At 69.6% G+C, this 16,739-nt stretch carries 8 protein-coding genes and 1 pseudogene; 5 read left to right on the top strand and 4 right to left on the bottom strand.

Features of this window, described 5'->3' with window-relative positions:
* The first annotated feature begins 150 nt into the window (after nucleotides 1–150).
* From AMYAL_RS0139500 to AMYAL_RS47370, 3 genes are read left to right on the top strand one after another with little or no spacing between them, the layout of a single operon-like run.
* Nucleotides 151–2,148 carry a carbamoyltransferase family protein gene (locus AMYAL_RS0139500; RefSeq protein ID WP_020636825.1) on the top strand — a complete coding sequence of 666 codons (1,998 nt, stop codon included), beginning with the start codon at nucleotides 151–153 and terminating at the stop codon, nucleotides 2,146–2,148.
* A gap of 5 nt (nucleotides 2,149–2,153) precedes the next feature.
* Nucleotides 2,154–4,127 carry a carbamoyltransferase family protein gene (locus tag AMYAL_RS0139495; RefSeq protein WP_026467817.1) on the top strand — a complete coding sequence of 658 codons (1,974 nt, stop codon included), beginning with the start codon at nucleotides 2,154–2,156 and terminating at the stop codon, nucleotides 4,125–4,127.
* A 5-nt stretch (nucleotides 4,128–4,132) separates the two neighbouring features.
* A complete protein-coding gene (locus AMYAL_RS47370) occupies nucleotides 4,133–4,375 on the top strand; it encodes a hypothetical protein (protein WP_020636823.1) in 243 nt (80 codons plus the stop codon).
* Here the strand turns inward: AMYAL_RS47370 and AMYAL_RS0139485 are convergent, their stop codons facing one another.
* From AMYAL_RS0139485 to AMYAL_RS0139470, 4 genes are read right to left on the bottom strand one after another with little or no spacing between them, the layout of a single operon-like run.
* A complete protein-coding gene (locus AMYAL_RS0139485; RefSeq protein ID WP_020636822.1) occupies nucleotides 4,376–5,128 on the bottom strand; it encodes an ABC transporter ATP-binding protein in 753 nt (250 codons plus the stop codon). It lies immediately after the preceding gene.
* Nucleotides 5,125–6,870 (bottom strand): dipeptide/oligopeptide/nickel ABC transporter permease/ATP-binding protein, encoded by a 1,746-nt coding sequence (locus AMYAL_RS0139480; protein ID WP_020636821.1) that lies wholly within the window; start codon nucleotides 6,868–6,870, stop codon nucleotides 5,125–5,127. The genes AMYAL_RS0139485 and AMYAL_RS0139480 overlap by 4 nt, the downstream gene beginning before the upstream one ends.
* A 4-nt stretch (nucleotides 6,871–6,874) precedes the next feature.
* Nucleotides 6,875–7,834 (bottom strand): ABC transporter permease, encoded by a 960-nt coding sequence (locus tag AMYAL_RS0139475; RefSeq protein ID WP_020636820.1) that lies wholly within the window; start codon nucleotides 7,832–7,834, stop codon nucleotides 6,875–6,877.
* Nucleotides 7,831–9,411 (bottom strand): ABC transporter substrate-binding protein, encoded by a 1,581-nt coding sequence (locus AMYAL_RS0139470; protein ID WP_020636819.1) that lies wholly within the window; start codon nucleotides 9,409–9,411, stop codon nucleotides 7,831–7,833. Before AMYAL_RS0139470 ends, AMYAL_RS0139475 begins: the two co-directional genes overlap by 4 nt.
* A gap of 206 nt (nucleotides 9,412–9,617) precedes the next feature.
* Between AMYAL_RS0139470 and AMYAL_RS0139465 the strand changes: the two genes are divergently transcribed.
* Together AMYAL_RS0139465 and AMYAL_RS0139460 are read left to right on the top strand one after the other, a co-directional pair.
* On the top strand, nucleotides 9,618–12,131 hold the full coding sequence (locus AMYAL_RS0139465; RefSeq protein WP_020636818.1) for a helix-turn-helix transcriptional regulator: 2,514 nt from the start codon (nucleotides 9,618–9,620) through the stop codon (nucleotides 12,129–12,131).
* An 18-nt stretch (nucleotides 12,132–12,149) separates the two neighbouring features.
* A pseudogene (locus AMYAL_RS0139460) lies at nucleotides 12,150–16,739 on the top strand (type I polyketide synthase); the annotation flags it as partial.

Below are 16,739 nucleotides of genomic sequence, written 5' to 3'. Positions count from 1 at the left end.
CCTCCTTCCCTACTCTCAAGGTAGGCAAGGAGGCCTTCACGGACTTGCCAAATGGGTGGTCAGTGGAATCCCGGAACTCCCGGTCCCGACAGTGCGCTGGCTAGGCTGGCTCCGGCGGTTCCCATCGACACCGATTGGTCCGGTGAAACAATGCTCGTACTCGGTTTGAACGGGAACTTCTCCGCCGGGAACACCGATCTGGTGGACGGCATGCTGGAGTTCTTCTGCCACGATTCCTCGGCCAGCCTGGTCCGCGACGGTGTCCTGATCGCGGCGGTCGAGGAGGAGCGGCTCAACCGGATCAAGAAGACGACCAAGTTCCCGGTCAACGCCATCCGCGCGTGCCTCGAACGAGCGAACGTCCGCGTGGACGAGATCGACGCCGTCGGGTACTACTTTCCCGAGGATCACATGGACATGGTCCTCAACCAGCTGTACACCGAGCATCGCGAGACGCCGACGCGGTATACGCGGGAGCTGATCAAGGACTGGCTCAGCCGCGAGCTGGACTGGGACCTGCCCGACGACAAGCTCTTCTACAGCCCGCACCACACGGCCCACGCGCTGTCCACCTATCGTCATTCGGGGATGACCGAGGCGCTGGTGGTCATCATGGACGGCATGGGGGAAGAGAGTTCGGGCACCGTCTACCGTGCCGAAGACGGGGATCTGCACACGCTGACCTCGTATCCGATTCCGAAGTCGCTGGGATCGCTCTATCTCGACGCGACCCGGCAGCTGGGCTACAAGTTCGGCGACGAGTACAAGGTGATGGGCTTGGCGCCGTACGGCGACCCCGGCACCTATCGGGAGATCTTCGAGTCGTTGTACACCTTGAAGGACAAGGGAGACTACGAACTCGCGCCGGGCGCTTTCGGGCTCAACAATCTGGGACCGGCACTGTTCGGGAACGGGCTCTTGCCGAGACGGAAAGGTGAGACGTTCACCCAGCAGCACATGGACATCGCGGCCGGCATCCAGGAAGCCGTCGAGACGATCGTTCTGCACGTCCTCACCTACTGGGCCGAACTCACCGGCCTGCGAAAGCTGGCGTTCGGCGGTGGTGTCGCGCACAACTCCAGCCTCAACGGCGTCATCCTCCGCTCCGGCCTCTTCGACGAAGTCTTCATCCACCCCGCCTCCCACGACTCCGGAGCCGGAGAAGGCTCGGCACTGGCCGCCCAAGAACGACTCGGCGCCACGCACACCACACCACGGCTCCGTGCCGCCGACCTCGGCCCCGAACTCGGCACGCCCCAGCACATCGAATCCACCCTCCACGCCTGGAGTTCCTGGGTCGACGTCGAAGAACCCGACGACATCGTCGAGCGGGCAGCACAACTACTCGCCGACGGCGCCGTGCTCGGCTGGGCCCAAGGCGGATCCGAATTCGGACCACGAGCCCTCGGCAACCGCAGCATCATCGCCGACCCACGCCCCAAAACCAACCAGACCCGCATCAACGCCATGGTCAAAAAACGCGAAAGCTTCCGCCCCTTCGCCCCCGTCACCACCCCCGAAGCCGCCCACACCTACTTCGAAATCCCCACCACACAAGGCAACCACGACTTCATGTCCTTCGTCCTCAACGTCCACCCAGACCGACGAGAAGAACTCGGCGCCGTCACCCACATCGACGGAACCGCACGCCTCCAAATCATCGACCCCAACACCAACCCACGCTTCCACCACCTCGTCACCACATTCGGCGAAAAAACCGGAACACCCGTCCTCCTCAACACCTCCTTCAACAACAACGCCGAACCCATCATCCAAACCGTCCAAGACGCCCTCACCTGCTACCTCACCACCGAACTCGACCACCTCATCATCGAAAACCACCTCATCACCCGCAAACCCGACTGGCGAAGTCGGCTCGGTCAAGCCGTCCTCCACTTCCGCCCCACGACAAGGCTGACCAGGCTCGTGAGATCCGGTCCGCAGGGGGAACCCGTTACGGGAAGCGAGATCCGGCTCGACTATTCGACGGGACCCCGAGCCGATGTCTCCCCAAGGCTGTACGCGGTGCTGAAGCAGGTGGACGGGCCGACGCCGTTGAGCGAACTCGGGCTCACCCAGGATCTGCACGCGGAGCTGTACACACTCTGGCAGGAACGGTTCTTCACCCTCACCCCGATTGGCCGGTGAACGAGATGCTGGTGCTCGGACTGAACGGCAACTTCTCCGCGGCGGACACCGATCTGGTGGACGGCATGATGGAGTACTTCTTCCACGACGCCGCCGCCTGCCTGGTCCGCGACGGCGAGCTGATCGCGGCGGTGGAAGAGGAACGGCTCAACCGGATCAAGAAGACCACCAAGTTCCCCATCAACGCCATCCGCGCCTGCCTCGATCGCGCGGGCGTCACCCCCGCGGACATCGACGCCGTCGGCTATTACTTTCCCGAAGAGACCATCGATCTGTCACTGAACCTCCTCTACTCCGGTAACAGCTCGGTGCCCACGCGGTACAGCCGTCAGCTGATCAAGGAGTGGCTCAAGCGGGAGCTGGACTGGGATCTGCCCGACGACAAACTCTTCTACAGCCCGCATCATCTGGCTCACGCGCAGTCCACCTTCACCCGCTCCGGCATGAGTGAGGCGCTCGTGGTGGTGATGGACGCGGCAGGCGAGGAGAACTCGGGCACCGTGTACCGGGGAGGCGACCGACGGCTGGAAAGCCTCGCGTCGTACTCGATCCCGAAGTCGCTGGGCAGGCTCTATCTGACGGCGACCCAGCAGCTCGGCTACGGTTTCGGCGACGAGTACAAGGTGATGGGCCTGGCGCCGTACGGCGACCCCGCCACCTACCGGAAGATCTTCAAGTCCATCTACACGTTGCAGGAGAAGGGGAACTACGAGATCGCGCCGAGCAATCTCGGGTTGAACGTCGTCGGCCCCACGTTGTTCGAGCACGGGATCTCGCCGAGACGGAAAGGCGAGGAGTTCACCCAGCAGCACATGGACATCGCGGCCGGCATCCAGGAGGCCGTCGAAACGATCGTTCTGCACGTCCTCGCCTACTGGGCCGAACTCACCGGTTTACGGAAGCTCGCTTTCGGCGGTGGTGTGGCGCACAATTCCAGTCTCAACGGCGTCATCCTCCGCTCCGGCCTCTTCGACGAAGTCTTCGTGCATCCCGCCTCGCACGACTCCGGAGCGGGTGAGGGCGCGGCGCTGCTGGCAGGACAACAGCTCGGGGCAGCTCACACCCCGTCCCGGCTCCGTTCCGCGGACCTCGGTCCCACCCTGGGCACACCACGACACATCGAGACGATCCTCGAAGGCTGGAGCTCTTGGATCAAAGTGGAACAGCTGGACGACATCGTCGAGCGGGCAGCACAACTACTCGCCGACGGCGCCGTGCTCGGCTGGGCCCAAGGCGGATCCGAATTCGGACCACGAGCCCTCGGCAACCGCAGCATCATCGCCGACCCACGCCCCAAAACCAACCAGACCCGCATCAACGCCATGGTCAAAAAACGCGAAAGCTTCCGCCCCTTCGCCCCCGTCACCACCCCCGAAGCCGCCCACACCTACTTCGAAATCCCCACCACACAAGGCAACCACGACTTCATGTCCTTCGTCCTCAACGTCCACCCAGACCGACGAGAAGAACTCGGCGCCGTCACCCACATCGACGGAACCGCACGCCTCCAAATCATCGACCCCAACACCAACCCACGCTTCCACCACCTCGTCACCACATTCGGCGAAAAAACCGGAACACCCGTCCTCCTCAACACCTCCTTCAACAACAACGCCGAACCCATCATCCAAACCGTCCAAGACGCCCTCACCTGCTACCTCACCACCGAACTCGACCACCTCGTCATCGAAAACCACCTCATCACCCGCAAACCCGACTGGGCGGACCACCTCGGCCGAGCCGTCCTCCACTTCCGGCCCACCACCCGCCTGGCCGAGCACCGGACCCCTGCGGTGACAAGGGAAATCTTCCTCGCCTACTCGACAGGACCACGCGCCTCGGTGTCACCACGCCTGTTCGCGGTACTGGAAAAGACCGACGGGCGGACCACACTGGGCAAGCTCGGGCTCACCGAGGATCTGCACGCGGAGCTGTACGCGCTCTGGCAGGAACGCTTCTTCACCCTCACTCCGGCCTGACGTCCATGTTGGTCGCCGAAGAGCTGCACACCGAGATCCGCCGCCTGAGCCTTCGCCTCGCGAACGCCCGAGCCGACCCGCTCGTGGAAGCCGGTCTGGCCTGCCTCGAAGCTGCCGAAAGAGTCTGCGCCGCCCTCGGCGAACGTCACACCGCCGCCGACAGCTGCCAGGAAGCGCTCAACGCGACCAGGGCCGCGACCTTGGCGATCAGATTCGCCATGGCCGCCGAGGCAGGCATCCGCGAGTGATCAGCCGATCCTCGGGACGGACGCCAGCAGAGCGCGGGTGTACGGATGCCGCGGCTCGGCGAACAACCTGCCGGTGGGTGCCACTTCGACGAGTTCGCCCTGCCGCAGCACGGCGATCACGTCGGCCACGTAGCGGACGGCGGCCAGGTTGTGCCCGATGAACAGGATCGTCAGATCCAGCTTGTCCCGCAGTTCGCGGATCAGGTTCAGCATCGCGGACTGCACCGAGGCGTCCAGCGCGGAGGTGATCTCGTCCGCGATCAGCACCTCCGGCTCCACCGCGAGCGCCCTGGCCAGGGCCACCCGCTGCCGTTGCCCGCCCGAGAGCGCGCTGGGCAGGGCCGACGCCAGCGCCGGGTCCAGCCCGAGCAGGTCGAGCAGCCGGGCGATCTCGGACCGCCGTTCGCTCCGGCGCGGCCCCCGGTGCGCGGTCAGTGCCTCCGACACCGTGTCACCGACCGTCATCCGCGGGTCGAGCGCGCTGTGCGGGTTCTGGAACACCAGGTGGATCCGGCTGCCGAGCCGCCGTCGGCGCGCCCCCTTCGCCCGCGTGATGTCCTCGCCGTCGAGCAGAACCCTCCCCGCCGTCACCGGCGACAGGCCGACGGCGGCGCGGGCGAGGGTGGACTTGCCCGAACCGGATTCGCCGACCAGTCCGACGATCCGGCCGTGCGGGACGTCGAGACTGACGTCGTTCACCGCGGTCAGGCCCCGGTACCGGACGGTGAGCCCGTCGAAGCTCAGGCCGCTCACAGCGGATGCCAGCAAGCGACTCGGTGCGAGCGCGCGTGTTCCCGCAGGCGCGGCGTTTCGGTCGCGCACCGGCGGGTGGCCCGCGGGCAGCGCGGGGCGAACGGACAGCCATCGGGCATCGTGGTGGGCGGGCGGCCGGGAATGGTCGCGAGCGGCAGATCCCGGTCGGTGTCCAGGTCGACACTGGTCGCCAGGAGCGCCGCCGTGTAGGGATGGGCGGGGGTTCTGGCGCGCAAGACGCTCACCGGCAGCTCCTCGACGATCAGACCGGCGTACATGACGAGCACCCGGCGGCTGATCTCGGCGACCACCGCCAGGTCATGGCTGATCAGCAGCACCGAAGCACCGGTTTCGGCGTTGATCGAGGCGAGCAACCCCAGTATCCGGCGCTGCACGGTGACGTCCAGCGCGGTGGTGGGCTCGTCCGCGATGACGAGCCGAGGCGTCCCCATCAGGCCCATCCCGATGACCGCCCGCTGCTGCATCCCGCCCGAAAGCTCGTGCGCGTACTGGCGGGCCCGCCTCGGCGGATCCTGGATCGCCACCGCGCGCAGCCGCGCGACGGCCCGGTTCATCGCGTCCTTTTTGGACAGACCGGCGTGCACCTCGGCGACCTCCGCCAGCTGTCTGCCGATCCGGATCGTCGGATGCAGCGCCGTGCCGGGGTTCTGGAACACCATCGCGAGCGCGCCCCGATCGAGTTCGAGTTCCCGCGCCGACACCCGGCCGGGATGCGGGACGAGACCGGCCACCGCGAGCGCGGTGAGCGTCTTGCCCGAACCCGACTCCCCGACCACCCCCACGATCTCACCGTTCCCGATGGTGAGATCCACTCCCCGGACCGGCCGCGAACCGGGGAATTCGACCGTCAACGATCGCGCCCGGAGCACGTGGTCTCCTTCCGGTGCCGGCGCCGGGGCCCCGGCGCCGGCGAACCGGGTCCGTCGATGACCGCCCGCGGCCCGCGCGAGCGCCTCGCCGAACAACTGGAATCCCAGTCCCGCCAGCACGATCGCCACCCCTGGCCCCAGCGCGGCCGCGGGTGACAGGTAGATCCGGTCCAGGCCCTGGCCGAGCAGCAGCCCCCAGTCGTAGGACGGCGAGCCGACGCCGAGCCCGAGGAAGCTCAGCCCGCTGATGGCCACCAGCGCGAAAGCCAGCGACGAGGTGACCGTGATCGCCAGCGGTTCGACGATGTTGGGCAGCACGTGGCGGTACAGCAACCGATGCCGCCGCACGCCGAGCACACGGGCGGCGGCCAGGTAGTCCGCGTCGGCAACAGAGGCGGCCAGTGTCTGGGTCAGCCGCGCGAAACCGGGCATCGAGGCGATCGCGAACGCGACCAGCACCCCGGCCGTCCCGGCCCCGAAGACGATCGCCAGGAACATCACCAGCAGCAGCGCGGGGAACATGAGCAGGATGTCGATCACCGTGCCGATCACCCGCCCGGCGATCGGCCCGAGCACCGACGGCAGCACGCCCAGCAGCACTCCGGCCACCGCGCCGAGCAGTGTCGCGGAGACCGCGAGCAGCACCGACAGCCTGGTCGCGACGAGCACCCTGGCCAGCAGGTCGCGGCCGAGACCGTCCGTGCCGAGCGGATGCGCGCCCGACGGTGCCTGCCAGATCGCGCCGGTGTCGACGCGCTCGGCGGCCGCTCCCCAGACGACCGGGCCGAACAACGCGAACACCAGCACCAAGACCAGCAGCGAGGTCGCGGCCGTCGCACGGTATCCGGTCATCGGCTCACCCGTTCCTGATCGTGGAGCGCAGATCGAGCACGGCCAGCGCGAGGTCGACCACGACATTGGTCACCAGCACCAGGACACCGAGCAGCAGCACCACCGCCTGGGCCACCGGATAGTCCTTCACCAGCACCGCCCCGGTGATCTGGCTGCCCAAGCCTGGCCAGGCGAAGACGTTCTCGACGAGCACGGTCCCGGCGACCATCCCCGGCAGGAGCATGCCGCCGACGGTGAGCGTCGCGGTGAGCATGCCGGGCAGCGCGTGCCGGAGGTAGATCAGCCGCGCGGGCAGCCGTTTCGCCCGCGCGGTGCGGATGTAGTCCTCGCCGAGCACCTTGCGGCCTTCCACCCGGACGATCCTCGCGAGCAGCGCCGCCGGGCCGAGCGCGAGCGAGAGCACCGGCAGCACGTAGGACCCCGGTTCGGCCATCCCCGCGACCGGTACCGCGCGCAGTGCCACCGCGAAGACGGCGACGAGCATGGTGGCCAGCACGAAGTTGGGCACCAGGCCGAGTGTCGCGGACAGCCCGGTGAAAGCGGATTCGACGCCGGGGTACCGGTCGTCACGGGTGTACACGGCCATCCCGAGGCCGGCGGGGATCGCGAGCAGGACCACCACCGCGAAGGCCAGCCCGGCGAGCGCGAGCGTGTTCGGCAGCCGGGCGGACATGATCGTCCAGACCTCCTCGCGGGACACCAGCGAAGTGCCGAGGTCACCGCGCGTCAGTCCGCCGACGTAACCGAGGAACTGGTGAAGCAACGGCCGGTCCAGGCCGAGTTCCGCGGTGCGCGCCGCGATCACCTCCGGCGGGGCCTGCGCGCCGAGGGCCGCGCGGACCGGATCGCCGGGGATGAGATGGATCAGGACGAAGGACGCGATCACCACCACCAGCAACGCCACGGTCAGGCGCCCCAGCCGTCTCGCCGCGAACACCAGGAGCGGATGCCGGTCCCTCGTCATCCGCGGATCAGCCGGATGCTCGTCGGCACGATGGTGGTGTCGGCGGCCACCTGGAACCGTGTCTTGCGGGCGAACCAGATCGCCGTGGTCTCGGCGACGGCGACCACGTCGGCCCGTTTCACCAGCGCCGCCTCGGCCTGCTGCCACACCGGGCAGCTCGCCTCGTCCGGGAGGGCGGACGCCTGGCCGATCAGGCGCAGGTACTCGGCGTTGTCGATCGCGCCGGCGTTGCGTCCCCGCGGCGGGATCGGGCCGGAAAAGAACGGGACCGCGTCCGAGGGCAGTGAACCGGTGACTCCCGCGCCGAGCGCGAGTTCCCAGTCCCCGCTCTGCTGGGTCACGGTGATGAACGCCATGACGGTCACCTCCTCGACGACCGTGTCGGCCCCCAGTTTCTTCCATTCACCGGCGAGGAATTCCGCCGTCGCGCGGAGCTGGGCGCTCGTGGCGAAGGTGACGATCTTCAGCCGCAACCGCTTGCCGTCACGCACACGCACGCCGTCCGCGCCCGGTACCCAGCCCGCCTGGTCCAGCAGACGGGCCGCCTCGGCGGTGTCATGAGCGGGCCGGTTCGCCGAGACCGTGTCGCCGGAACAGAACGCCGCCGGTGCCATCACGCCCCGTGCGGGCCTGCCTTTGCCCCCGGTGGCCACCGCGGCGGCCTGGCCTGGATCGACGGCGGCGAGCAATGCCCGGCGCACCAGCGGATCCCCGGTGACCCGGCCCGGACGCTGGTTGAACGACGCCATGCCGGTCACGGCGGGCACTTCCACCTTCGTCACTTCCGGCCCCGGCGCGCGCACCGAGTCCGGATCCGGGGTGTAGAACGCGTCCACGTCCCCGGCGATCAGCTGGTTGGCCGCGGTCGCCGGGGTGGGGACCACGCTCAGCACGATCGCGGCGGGCACACCGGGCTCGTCGGTGCGGGCGCCGTCCGGCCCCCAGTGGTATCCCTTGCGCACTTCGAGCCGGTACGGCCCGCCCGACGTGTACCCCGTCAGTACATAAGGCCCGGTGCCCGCCGACACCTTCTCGAAGTCCGCGGGCGCGGCGATCCCTTTCGGACAGACGATCGGCCGGGTGCCCAGCAACCGGACGATGAAACTGTACGGGGCGGCCATCCGGATCTTCACGGTCCTCGTCACGTCGTCGGCGTCCGCGGTGAACGACGGCACGGTGGCCAGTGCCGCCGCGGCGGCCGGGGCGAGCGCCGGATCACGCTGATGGTTGAGCGCGTTCGCGACGTCGGCCGCGCGCAGCGGGGTGCCGTCGGAGCAGGTGACGTCGTCGCGCAGGGTGAACTCCGCCGAAGTCGTCGTCGCGCTCCACTTCCCCGCCAGCCCGGAGACCACCTTGTTCTCCGGGGTCACGTTCACCAGCGAGTCGTAGAGCAACGTGGAGTAGACGGCGGCGACCTGATCGCGATACGGGTGGAAGTTCGGTATTTCCAGGCCGAGCACCTGACGGAAGGTGCCGCCGTCGGCGAGCCGGACATCACCCGGTTCACCGGCGCCGCATCCGGCCACGACGAGAAGTGTCAGGAAAAACGCCGCGACTATCGGCTGCTCACGTTTCACCGCGAACCTTTCTCCACCGGGGATCAGTGCCCCGGCAGGCCATTCCACGATGGCTCGATTCCCCTTGGCTGGTCAAGGGAATCGGCCCGGTTCGCCGTCGATGACCTCTCGATGGGCGGTAGCTGGAGCAGCGCCCCATGGGCATCGGGAAGATCGGCTCGTAGAGTTGGTTTTTCCGTGGATCGCGGCCGAGGAAGGGAGGTCCGGTGTCACTGGCAGAGCGAACCGGGCAGCTGGACATCCTCGATCGGCTGTTCGACCGATGCCGCATTGGAAAGGGCCGGATCGTACTGGTGAAAGGCCCCGTGGGGCACGGGAAGACGGCGTTACTGCACACCTTCGCCCGCAAGGCGGAACGCGACGGCGCCTTGGTACTTCAGGCCGGTTGCTCGGAGTTCGAAAACGATTTCCCGTTCGGTGTCGTGAACCAGCTTTTCCAGGACTTCAGCGAACGCGAAGCAGCTCTTCCGGATATTTTTCAGGAATTGCTGGAAACCCTTCTCACACTCGCGAAAGAAAGACCACTGGTGATCGCGATCGACGACGTCCACTTCGCGGACATCGTTTCCTTGCGTTTCCTGCTCTACTCGGCGAGGCGGACCCGGTCCGCGCGGATACTCATGGTGCTCACCGAGACGGAACGGACGCGCCACGCGCATCCGGCGCTGTTCGCCGAACTCGGCGATTCCGCCCACCGGCTGTGTCTTCCTCCGCTGTCCACGGCCGGGTCCTCCGAGTTCGCAGGCGGCAACCCCGCGCTCGTCAAAGCCGTCCGCGCCGACCACGGCGTACCCGGCGGGCACTACCGCGAGACGGTCCTGTCCTGCTTGCACCGCGGCGAAGACGCCGTGCTGACCGTTGCCCGCGCGCTCGCCGTCCTCGGCCCGGAGTCGTCCGAGACCCGGCTGTCCGCGATGACCGGCGGCGGCGCGGTCCGCCCGGCGCTCGACCTGATGACCAGGGCAGGACTGCTCGACGGCGGTTCCTTCCGGCATCCGGCGGCAAGGCTCGCCGTCCTCGAAGACCTGGCCCCGGACGAAAGCGCGCGGGCGCATCGGCGAGCTGCCGGGCTCCTCCACGACCAGGGCGAATCCGCGCTCCCGGTCGCCAGGCACCTCGTGCGCGCGGGATCCCCTGCGCCGTCCTGGGCGCCTGACGTCCTCGCCGAAGCCGCCGAGCTGGCACTGCACGAAGACGACGTCACCTCGGCCGTCGACTTCCTGACCGTCGCTCATCAGGCGCGGCCCGGCAGGGCCGACATCCTGGCGAAGCTGGCCAGGGCCGAGTGGCAGCTCAATCCCTCCGCCGTGCTCCGCCACTTCGAGCCGCTGCTCGCCGGAATGCGCGCCGGCCTGCTTTCCCGCTCCGACGCCCTCGGTACCGCGCGGCAGCTGCTCTGGCACGGCCGGACGGCGCAGGCCGCCGAAGTCCTCGACTGGGTGCGCGAATCCGGCGAGCTCCACGACGCCGGACTGTGGATGACGGCAGGCTACCCGAGACTCGGGAAGGCACGCGCCGAAACGACCACCGCACTGACCGAAGTGCTCACCCGCGGCGACCGCCGGGACGCCGTCGCCGACGCCGAGCGTTCGCTGCGCGAGACCCGGCTCAGCCACGCGGCACCGTGGTCCGACGAACCCGCGCTGGTGGCGCTGCTGGCCCTCGTCTACGCCGACGAGGTCGACGCCGCCGAAGCCGGATGCGAACGCCTGCAAGCGGAAGCGGCCGAGCGCGGCGGTCCCACCTGGCAGGCGGGATTCAGCGCCGTCCGCGCCGAAATCGCGCTCCGGCGGGGAGATTTCCGCGCGGCCGCCGCCCAGGCGTGCGCCGCGCTGACCCATCTGTCCGCGAAGGCGTGGGGCGTCGCGGTCGGTTTTCCCCTCGGCAGCCTGATCCTCGCGTGCACGAAGAGCGGCGAGTCCGGCAAAGCCGCCGCCCACCTCGCGCGACCGGTGCCCGACGCGCTGCTGCAGACCCGCCACGGGCTGCACTACCTGCACGCGCGCGCCCACCACCATCTCGACGGCGAGCGCCATCACGCCGCGCTGGCCGACTTCCTCTCGTGCGGGAAACTCATGCGCGACTGGGGTATCGACACGCCCGGCTTCGTGCCGTGGCGGTCCGGCGCGGCGGAGGCCTGGCTCTCCCTCGGCAACCACGACGACGCCAAGCGGCTGCTGTTCGAGCAGATGTCCCGCCCCGGGGTGGACGGGACGAGGGCGCGGGCGCTGGCGCTGCGGGTGCTGGCGATGACCGGCAAGGAGAGCAAACGCCCGCAGCTGCTGAGCGAGGCCGTCGACATCCTCGAGAACTGCGGGGACCGCTACGAGCTCGCGCGGGTGCTCGCCGACCTCGGCCGGGTCCGGCACCACCTCGGCGAGCACAAACGCGCGCGGATGACGGTGCGCCGCGCCTGGCATCTGGCGAAGTCGTGCGCGGCGGCCCCGCTGTGCCAGGAGCTCATGCCGGAACCGGGCGCCGTCGACCTCGGCGTCGGACGTCGGGCCGACGCCGCCAGGCTCGGCTCGCTCAGCGAGTCCGAACGGCGGGTCGCGGGGCTGGCGGTGGCGGGCTACACCAACCGCGAGATCGCCAGGAAGCTGTTCATCACCGACAGCACGGTGGAACAGCACCTCACCCGCGTCTACCGGAAGCTCGACGTCAAGTACCGCAGAGAGCTCCCGGCCGACCTGCACGCCGACATGGCCACATCGGCATAAGGAGGTGTCCGGGCCGTGCCCGAGGACGAAAAGCTGGTCGACTACCTCAAGTGGGTGACCGCGGATCTGCACCAGGCCCGCAGACGGCTCGCCGAGGTCGAAGCCGCTGCGCGGGAGCCGATCGCGATCGTGGCGCTCGCGTGCCGGTTCCCCGGCGGGGTGCGGTCGCCGGAAGACCTGTGGGACCAGGTCGCGGGCGGGGTCGACGCGATCTCGGGCTTTCCCGTCGACCGGGGCTGGGATCTCGCGGGGCTGTACGACCCGAATCCGGACAGTGTCGGCAAGTGCTACACCAGGGAAGGCGGGTTCCTGCACGACGCCGCCGATTTCGACGCGGGGTTCTTCGGGATGAGCCCGCGTGAGGCGACCGCCACGGATCCGCAGCAGCGGCTGCTGCTGGAGACCAGCTGGGAGGTGTTCGAACGCGCGGGTATCGACCCGGATTCGCTGCGGGGCGGTGACACCGGCGTGTTCACCGGCGTCGTCTACCAGAACTACGGGAACCGCAACCGGGTCGCCGACGAGTTCGAGGGCTATCTCGCGGTCGGGAGTTCGGGCAGCGTCGCCTCGGGCCGGATCGCCTACACGTTCGGGCTCGAAGGACCGGCGGTTTCGCTCGACACCGCGTGCTCGTCGTCGCTGGTGGCGATGCATCTCGCGGTGCGGTCCCTGCGCCAGGGCGAGTGCTCGCTGGCACTGGCCGGCGGCGTGACCGTGATGCCGCTGCCCGGTGTCTTCGCGGAGTTCTCCCGGCAGCGCGGGCTTTCCCCGGACGGCCGCTGCAAGTCGTTCGACGCCGCCGCCGACGGGACGGCGTGGTCCGAAGGCGTCGGCGTGGTGCTGCTCGAAAAGCTGTCCGTCGCCAGGGAGCGCGGGCATCCGGTGCTGGCGGTGGTCCGTGGCTCGGCGGTCAACTCCGACGGCGCTTCGAACGGTCTGACGGCGCCGAACGGGCCGGCTCAGCAGCGAGTCATCTCAGCCGCGCTCGCGGACGCCGGTCTGTCCACTTCGGACATCGACGCGGTCGAAGCGCACGGGACGGGGACCAGGCTGGGCGACCCGATCGAAGCGCAGGCACTGCTGGCGACCTACGGGCGGCATCGGCAGGCCGGTTCACCGCTCCTGCTCGGCTCGTACAAGTCCAACATCGGCCACACCCAGGGCGCCGCCGGGATCGCCGGGGTGATCAAGATGGTGATGGCGATGCGCCACGGCGTCCTGCCCGAGACCCTGCACCTGGAGACACCGACCCCTCAGGTCGACTGGTCGTCCGGCGCCGTGGAGTTGCTGGCCGACCCGGTTCCCTGGCCGGATCACGGCCGCCCCCGTCGCTGTGCGGTCTCCGCGTTCGGCATGAGCGGCACCAACGCCCATCTCGTCCTCGAGTCCATCGAGTCCATCGAGTCCGTCGGGGAAGACGCCTTTCACGGCACCGAAGACGACGAAGGTCCTTGGCCGGTAGTCGTGTCAGGGGCGTGCGCCGCCGGGGTGCGGGCACAGGCCGGTCAGATCGCCCGGTTCGCCGAGGCGAATCCGGAAACCGGTATCGGGGACATCGCCCGGTTCTTGGCGGGTTCCCGCGCTTCGCTGGGCGTCCGGGCCGTGGTGGTGGCCGGATCCGCCGCGGAACTGCGGGAACGGCTGGACTCGTGCGAGACCGGGCTGGCCGACGTGACCGGCCGGACGGTGTTCGTGTTCCCAGGGCAAGGGGCGCAGTGGCCGGGGATGGGACTGGCGTTGTGGGAATCCAGCCCGGTGTTCCGCGACCGCATGCTCGCCTGCGCCGACGTGCTCGACGGACTCGTCGGGTGGTCGCTGCGGGACGTGCTCGCGGACGAGGCGGCGCTGGCGCGGGTCGAAGTGGTGCAGCCGGTGTCGTTCGCCGTGATGGTGTCGCTCGCCGAAGTGTGGCGGTCGCTCGGGGTCGAGCCGGACGCGGTGGTCGGGCACAGCCAGGGCGAGATCGCCGCCGCCTGCGTCGCCGGGATCCTCACGCTGCGCGACGCGCTCCGGATCGTGGTGAGCCGTTCCGCGATCATCGCCCGCGACCTCGCCGGTCGAGGCGGGATGCTGTCGGTGTCCGCGTCCGAGACGCGGGTGCGGGACCTGCTGGCCGGAACCGTGTTCCTGGCGGCGGTGAACGGGCCGGAATCCGTGGTGGTGTCCGGAGACCGGGAAGCGCTCGCCGCGCTCACCGTCACCTGCGAAGGCCTCGGGATCCGCACCCGCGCGATCCCGGTCGACTACGCCTCCCACAGCCCCGGCGTCGACCGCATCCGCGACGACCTCCTGCACGCGCTCGCCGATCTCCGTCCCGCAACCGGAACGGTACCGCTGTATTCCACAGTGGACGGTGGCTGGGCCGACGGCCCGACGATGGACGACGACTACTGGTTCCGGAACCTGCGGCGACCGGTCGGTTTCGAGCAGGCGATCCGCACGCTCGCCACCGGTGGCCATCACGCGTTCGTCGAAGTCAGCCCGCATCCGGTCCTGACCACCGGTATCGAAGACACCGTCGAGGAGCTGGGTCCCACGGTCGTCACCGGCACCCTCCGCCGTCAGGACGGCGGCTGGGACCGGGTCCTCACCTCGGCGGGCAGCCTCCACATCCGGGGCGTGCCCGTCGACTGGGGGCTCGGTCGCGGCCCCCACCTCGACTTCCCCACCTATCCGTTCCAACGGGAGCGGTACTGGCTGGAGGAGCTCGACCCGCCGAAACGGCTCAGCGACCAGGCCACCCTCGACTCCTGGCGGTACCGGATCGTCTGGAAGCCGGTCGCGGAGAACCCGCCGCTCCCGGCCGGAACCTGGCTGCTGGTCACCCGCGGCGGGCAGGACGACCCGGCCGTCGCGGCCGTCGCCGACGGCATGACCGCCGCCGGTGTCCGGATCGAACGGCTCACCGTGGGTGAGCTGGACCGGCTGCGCGAGATCGGCGCGGTCGATGGCGTGCTCTGCCTGCTCGCGCTGGACGAGGCCGCCGACCTGCTCACCCTGGTCCAGGCGCTCCGCGACGTGAAAGCTCCACTGTGGACAGTCACCCGCGGTGGCGTCCAGGTGGACGAGCACGACGGCGTGCCCGATCCCCGGCAGGCGGCGGTCTGGGGGCTCGGGCGGGTCGTCGGACTCGAGCATCCCGGCCGGTGGGGCGGCCTGATCGACCTCCCCGAAGTGGTCGACACCGAGGCGGTGAAACGGCTTCTGGCCGCCTTGAACGGAACCGAAGACCAGCTCGCGGTGCGGGCCACCGGCGTCTGCGCCCGGCGGCTGGTCCGCGCCGAACCGGCCGACGGCGTGGCCGAGTGGAGGCCGCGCGGCACCGTGCTGGTGACCGGCGGCACCGGTGGCGTCGCCGCCCACGTCGTGCGCTGGCTCGCGGCCAACGGGGCAGGCCATCTGGTGCTGACCGGCAGGCGCGGCTTGCCCGCCGAAGACACCGCCCGGCTGGCCGAGGAACTCGGAGTCGAGGTCACCGTGGTCGCCTGTGACATGGCCGATCGGCCTTCGGTCGCCGCTCTGCTGGCCGCGTATCCCCCGGACGCCGTGGTGCACGCGGCGGGTATCGCCACCCCCGCCGCCATCGAGGAGACCGACGCCGCCGGGTTCGGCGAAGTCATGGCGGGCAAGGCTATCGGCGCCGCGCACCTGGACGAGCTCCTCGCCGACCGGCCGCTGGACGCCTTCGTCCTGTTCTCGTCGAACGCGGGCGTCTGGGGCAGCGGCACCCAAGGCGCTTACGCCGCGGCCAACGCGTTCCTCGACGCGCTCGCCCAGCGCCGCCGCGGCCGGGGCCTCGCCGCGACGTCGATCGCCTGGGGCGCGTGGGACGGCGGCGGCATGTCCACCTTCTCGCCGCAGATCCAGGCGGGGCTCGCCCAATCCGGGCTCGTCCACATGCCGCCGGAACTCGCCGTTTCCGCGCTGGCGCAGGCCGTCGGCCGCGGCGAGACCTGCGCGATCGTCACCGACCTGCGCTGGGACACCTTCACCCCGCGCTTCACCGCCCTACGGCCGAGTCCCCTGCTCGACGACCTGCCCGAGGCGCGCCGGGCGCAGAGCGAGCCCGGTGAACCGGCGGGTTCCGAACAGGCGACGCCGGAGTTCGTCCTGCGGCTGCGGGCCACCCCCGCGGCCGACCGGCCCCGGCTGCTGCTGGACCTGGTCCGCGCCCACGTTTCCGCGGTGCTCGGGCACAGCACGGCCGGAGCCGTGGCCACGGACCAGGCCTTCAGCGCGATCGGGTTCGACTCGCTGACCGCCGTCGATCTGCGCAACCGGCTGGTCACCGCCGTCGGCGCGCGGTTGTCGCGCACGGTGGTCTTCGACCATCCCAGCCCGCGGGCGCTCGCCGACCACCTGCTCGGCGAACTGGACACCGAGCCGACGGTGCTGACGGATCTGGACACGGTGGCGGCGGCGCTCCCGGCAGCGGCCGGGGACGGAACCCTGCGTTCCCGCGTCTCCGTCCGGCTGCGCGAGGTCCTCGAACAGTGGCACGCGCTGACCGGAACCGGCCTGGACGGCGACGAAGTCGACCTGGACCTGGCGAGCGACGAGGAGATCTTCCGGCTCGTCGACAGCCGCCTCGGCCCCGTGGAGCACTGA

The sequence above is a fragment of the Amycolatopsis alba DSM 44262 genome, assembly GCF_000384215.1.
Lineage (GTDB): Bacteria > Actinomycetota > Actinomycetes > Mycobacteriales > Pseudonocardiaceae > Amycolatopsis > Amycolatopsis alba.
Note: the sequence above shows the minus strand (reverse complement) of the source record. Positions and strands in the feature narration are given on the sequence as shown.

Bases quoted from the DNA above. Each gene is read 5' to 3' on its own strand.
- AMYAL_RS47370 (WP_020636823.1), top strand. From the start codon at position 4,133: ATGTTGGTCGCCGAAGAGCTGCACACCGAGATCCGCCGCCTGAGCCTT.
- AMYAL_RS0139500 (WP_020636825.1), top strand. From the start codon at position 151: ATGCTCGTACTCGGTTTGAACGGGAACTTCTCCGCCGGGAACACCGAT.
- AMYAL_RS0139495 (WP_026467817.1), top strand. From the start codon at position 2,154: ATGCTGGTGCTCGGACTGAACGGCAACTTCTCCGCGGCGGACACCGAT.
- AMYAL_RS0139475 (WP_020636820.1), bottom strand. From the start codon at position 7,834: ATGACGAGGGACCGGCATCCGCTCCTGGTGTTCGCGGCGAGACGGCTG.
- AMYAL_RS0139480 (WP_020636821.1), bottom strand. From the start codon at position 6,870: ATGACCGGATACCGTGCGACGGCCGCGACCTCGCTGCTGGTCTTGGTG.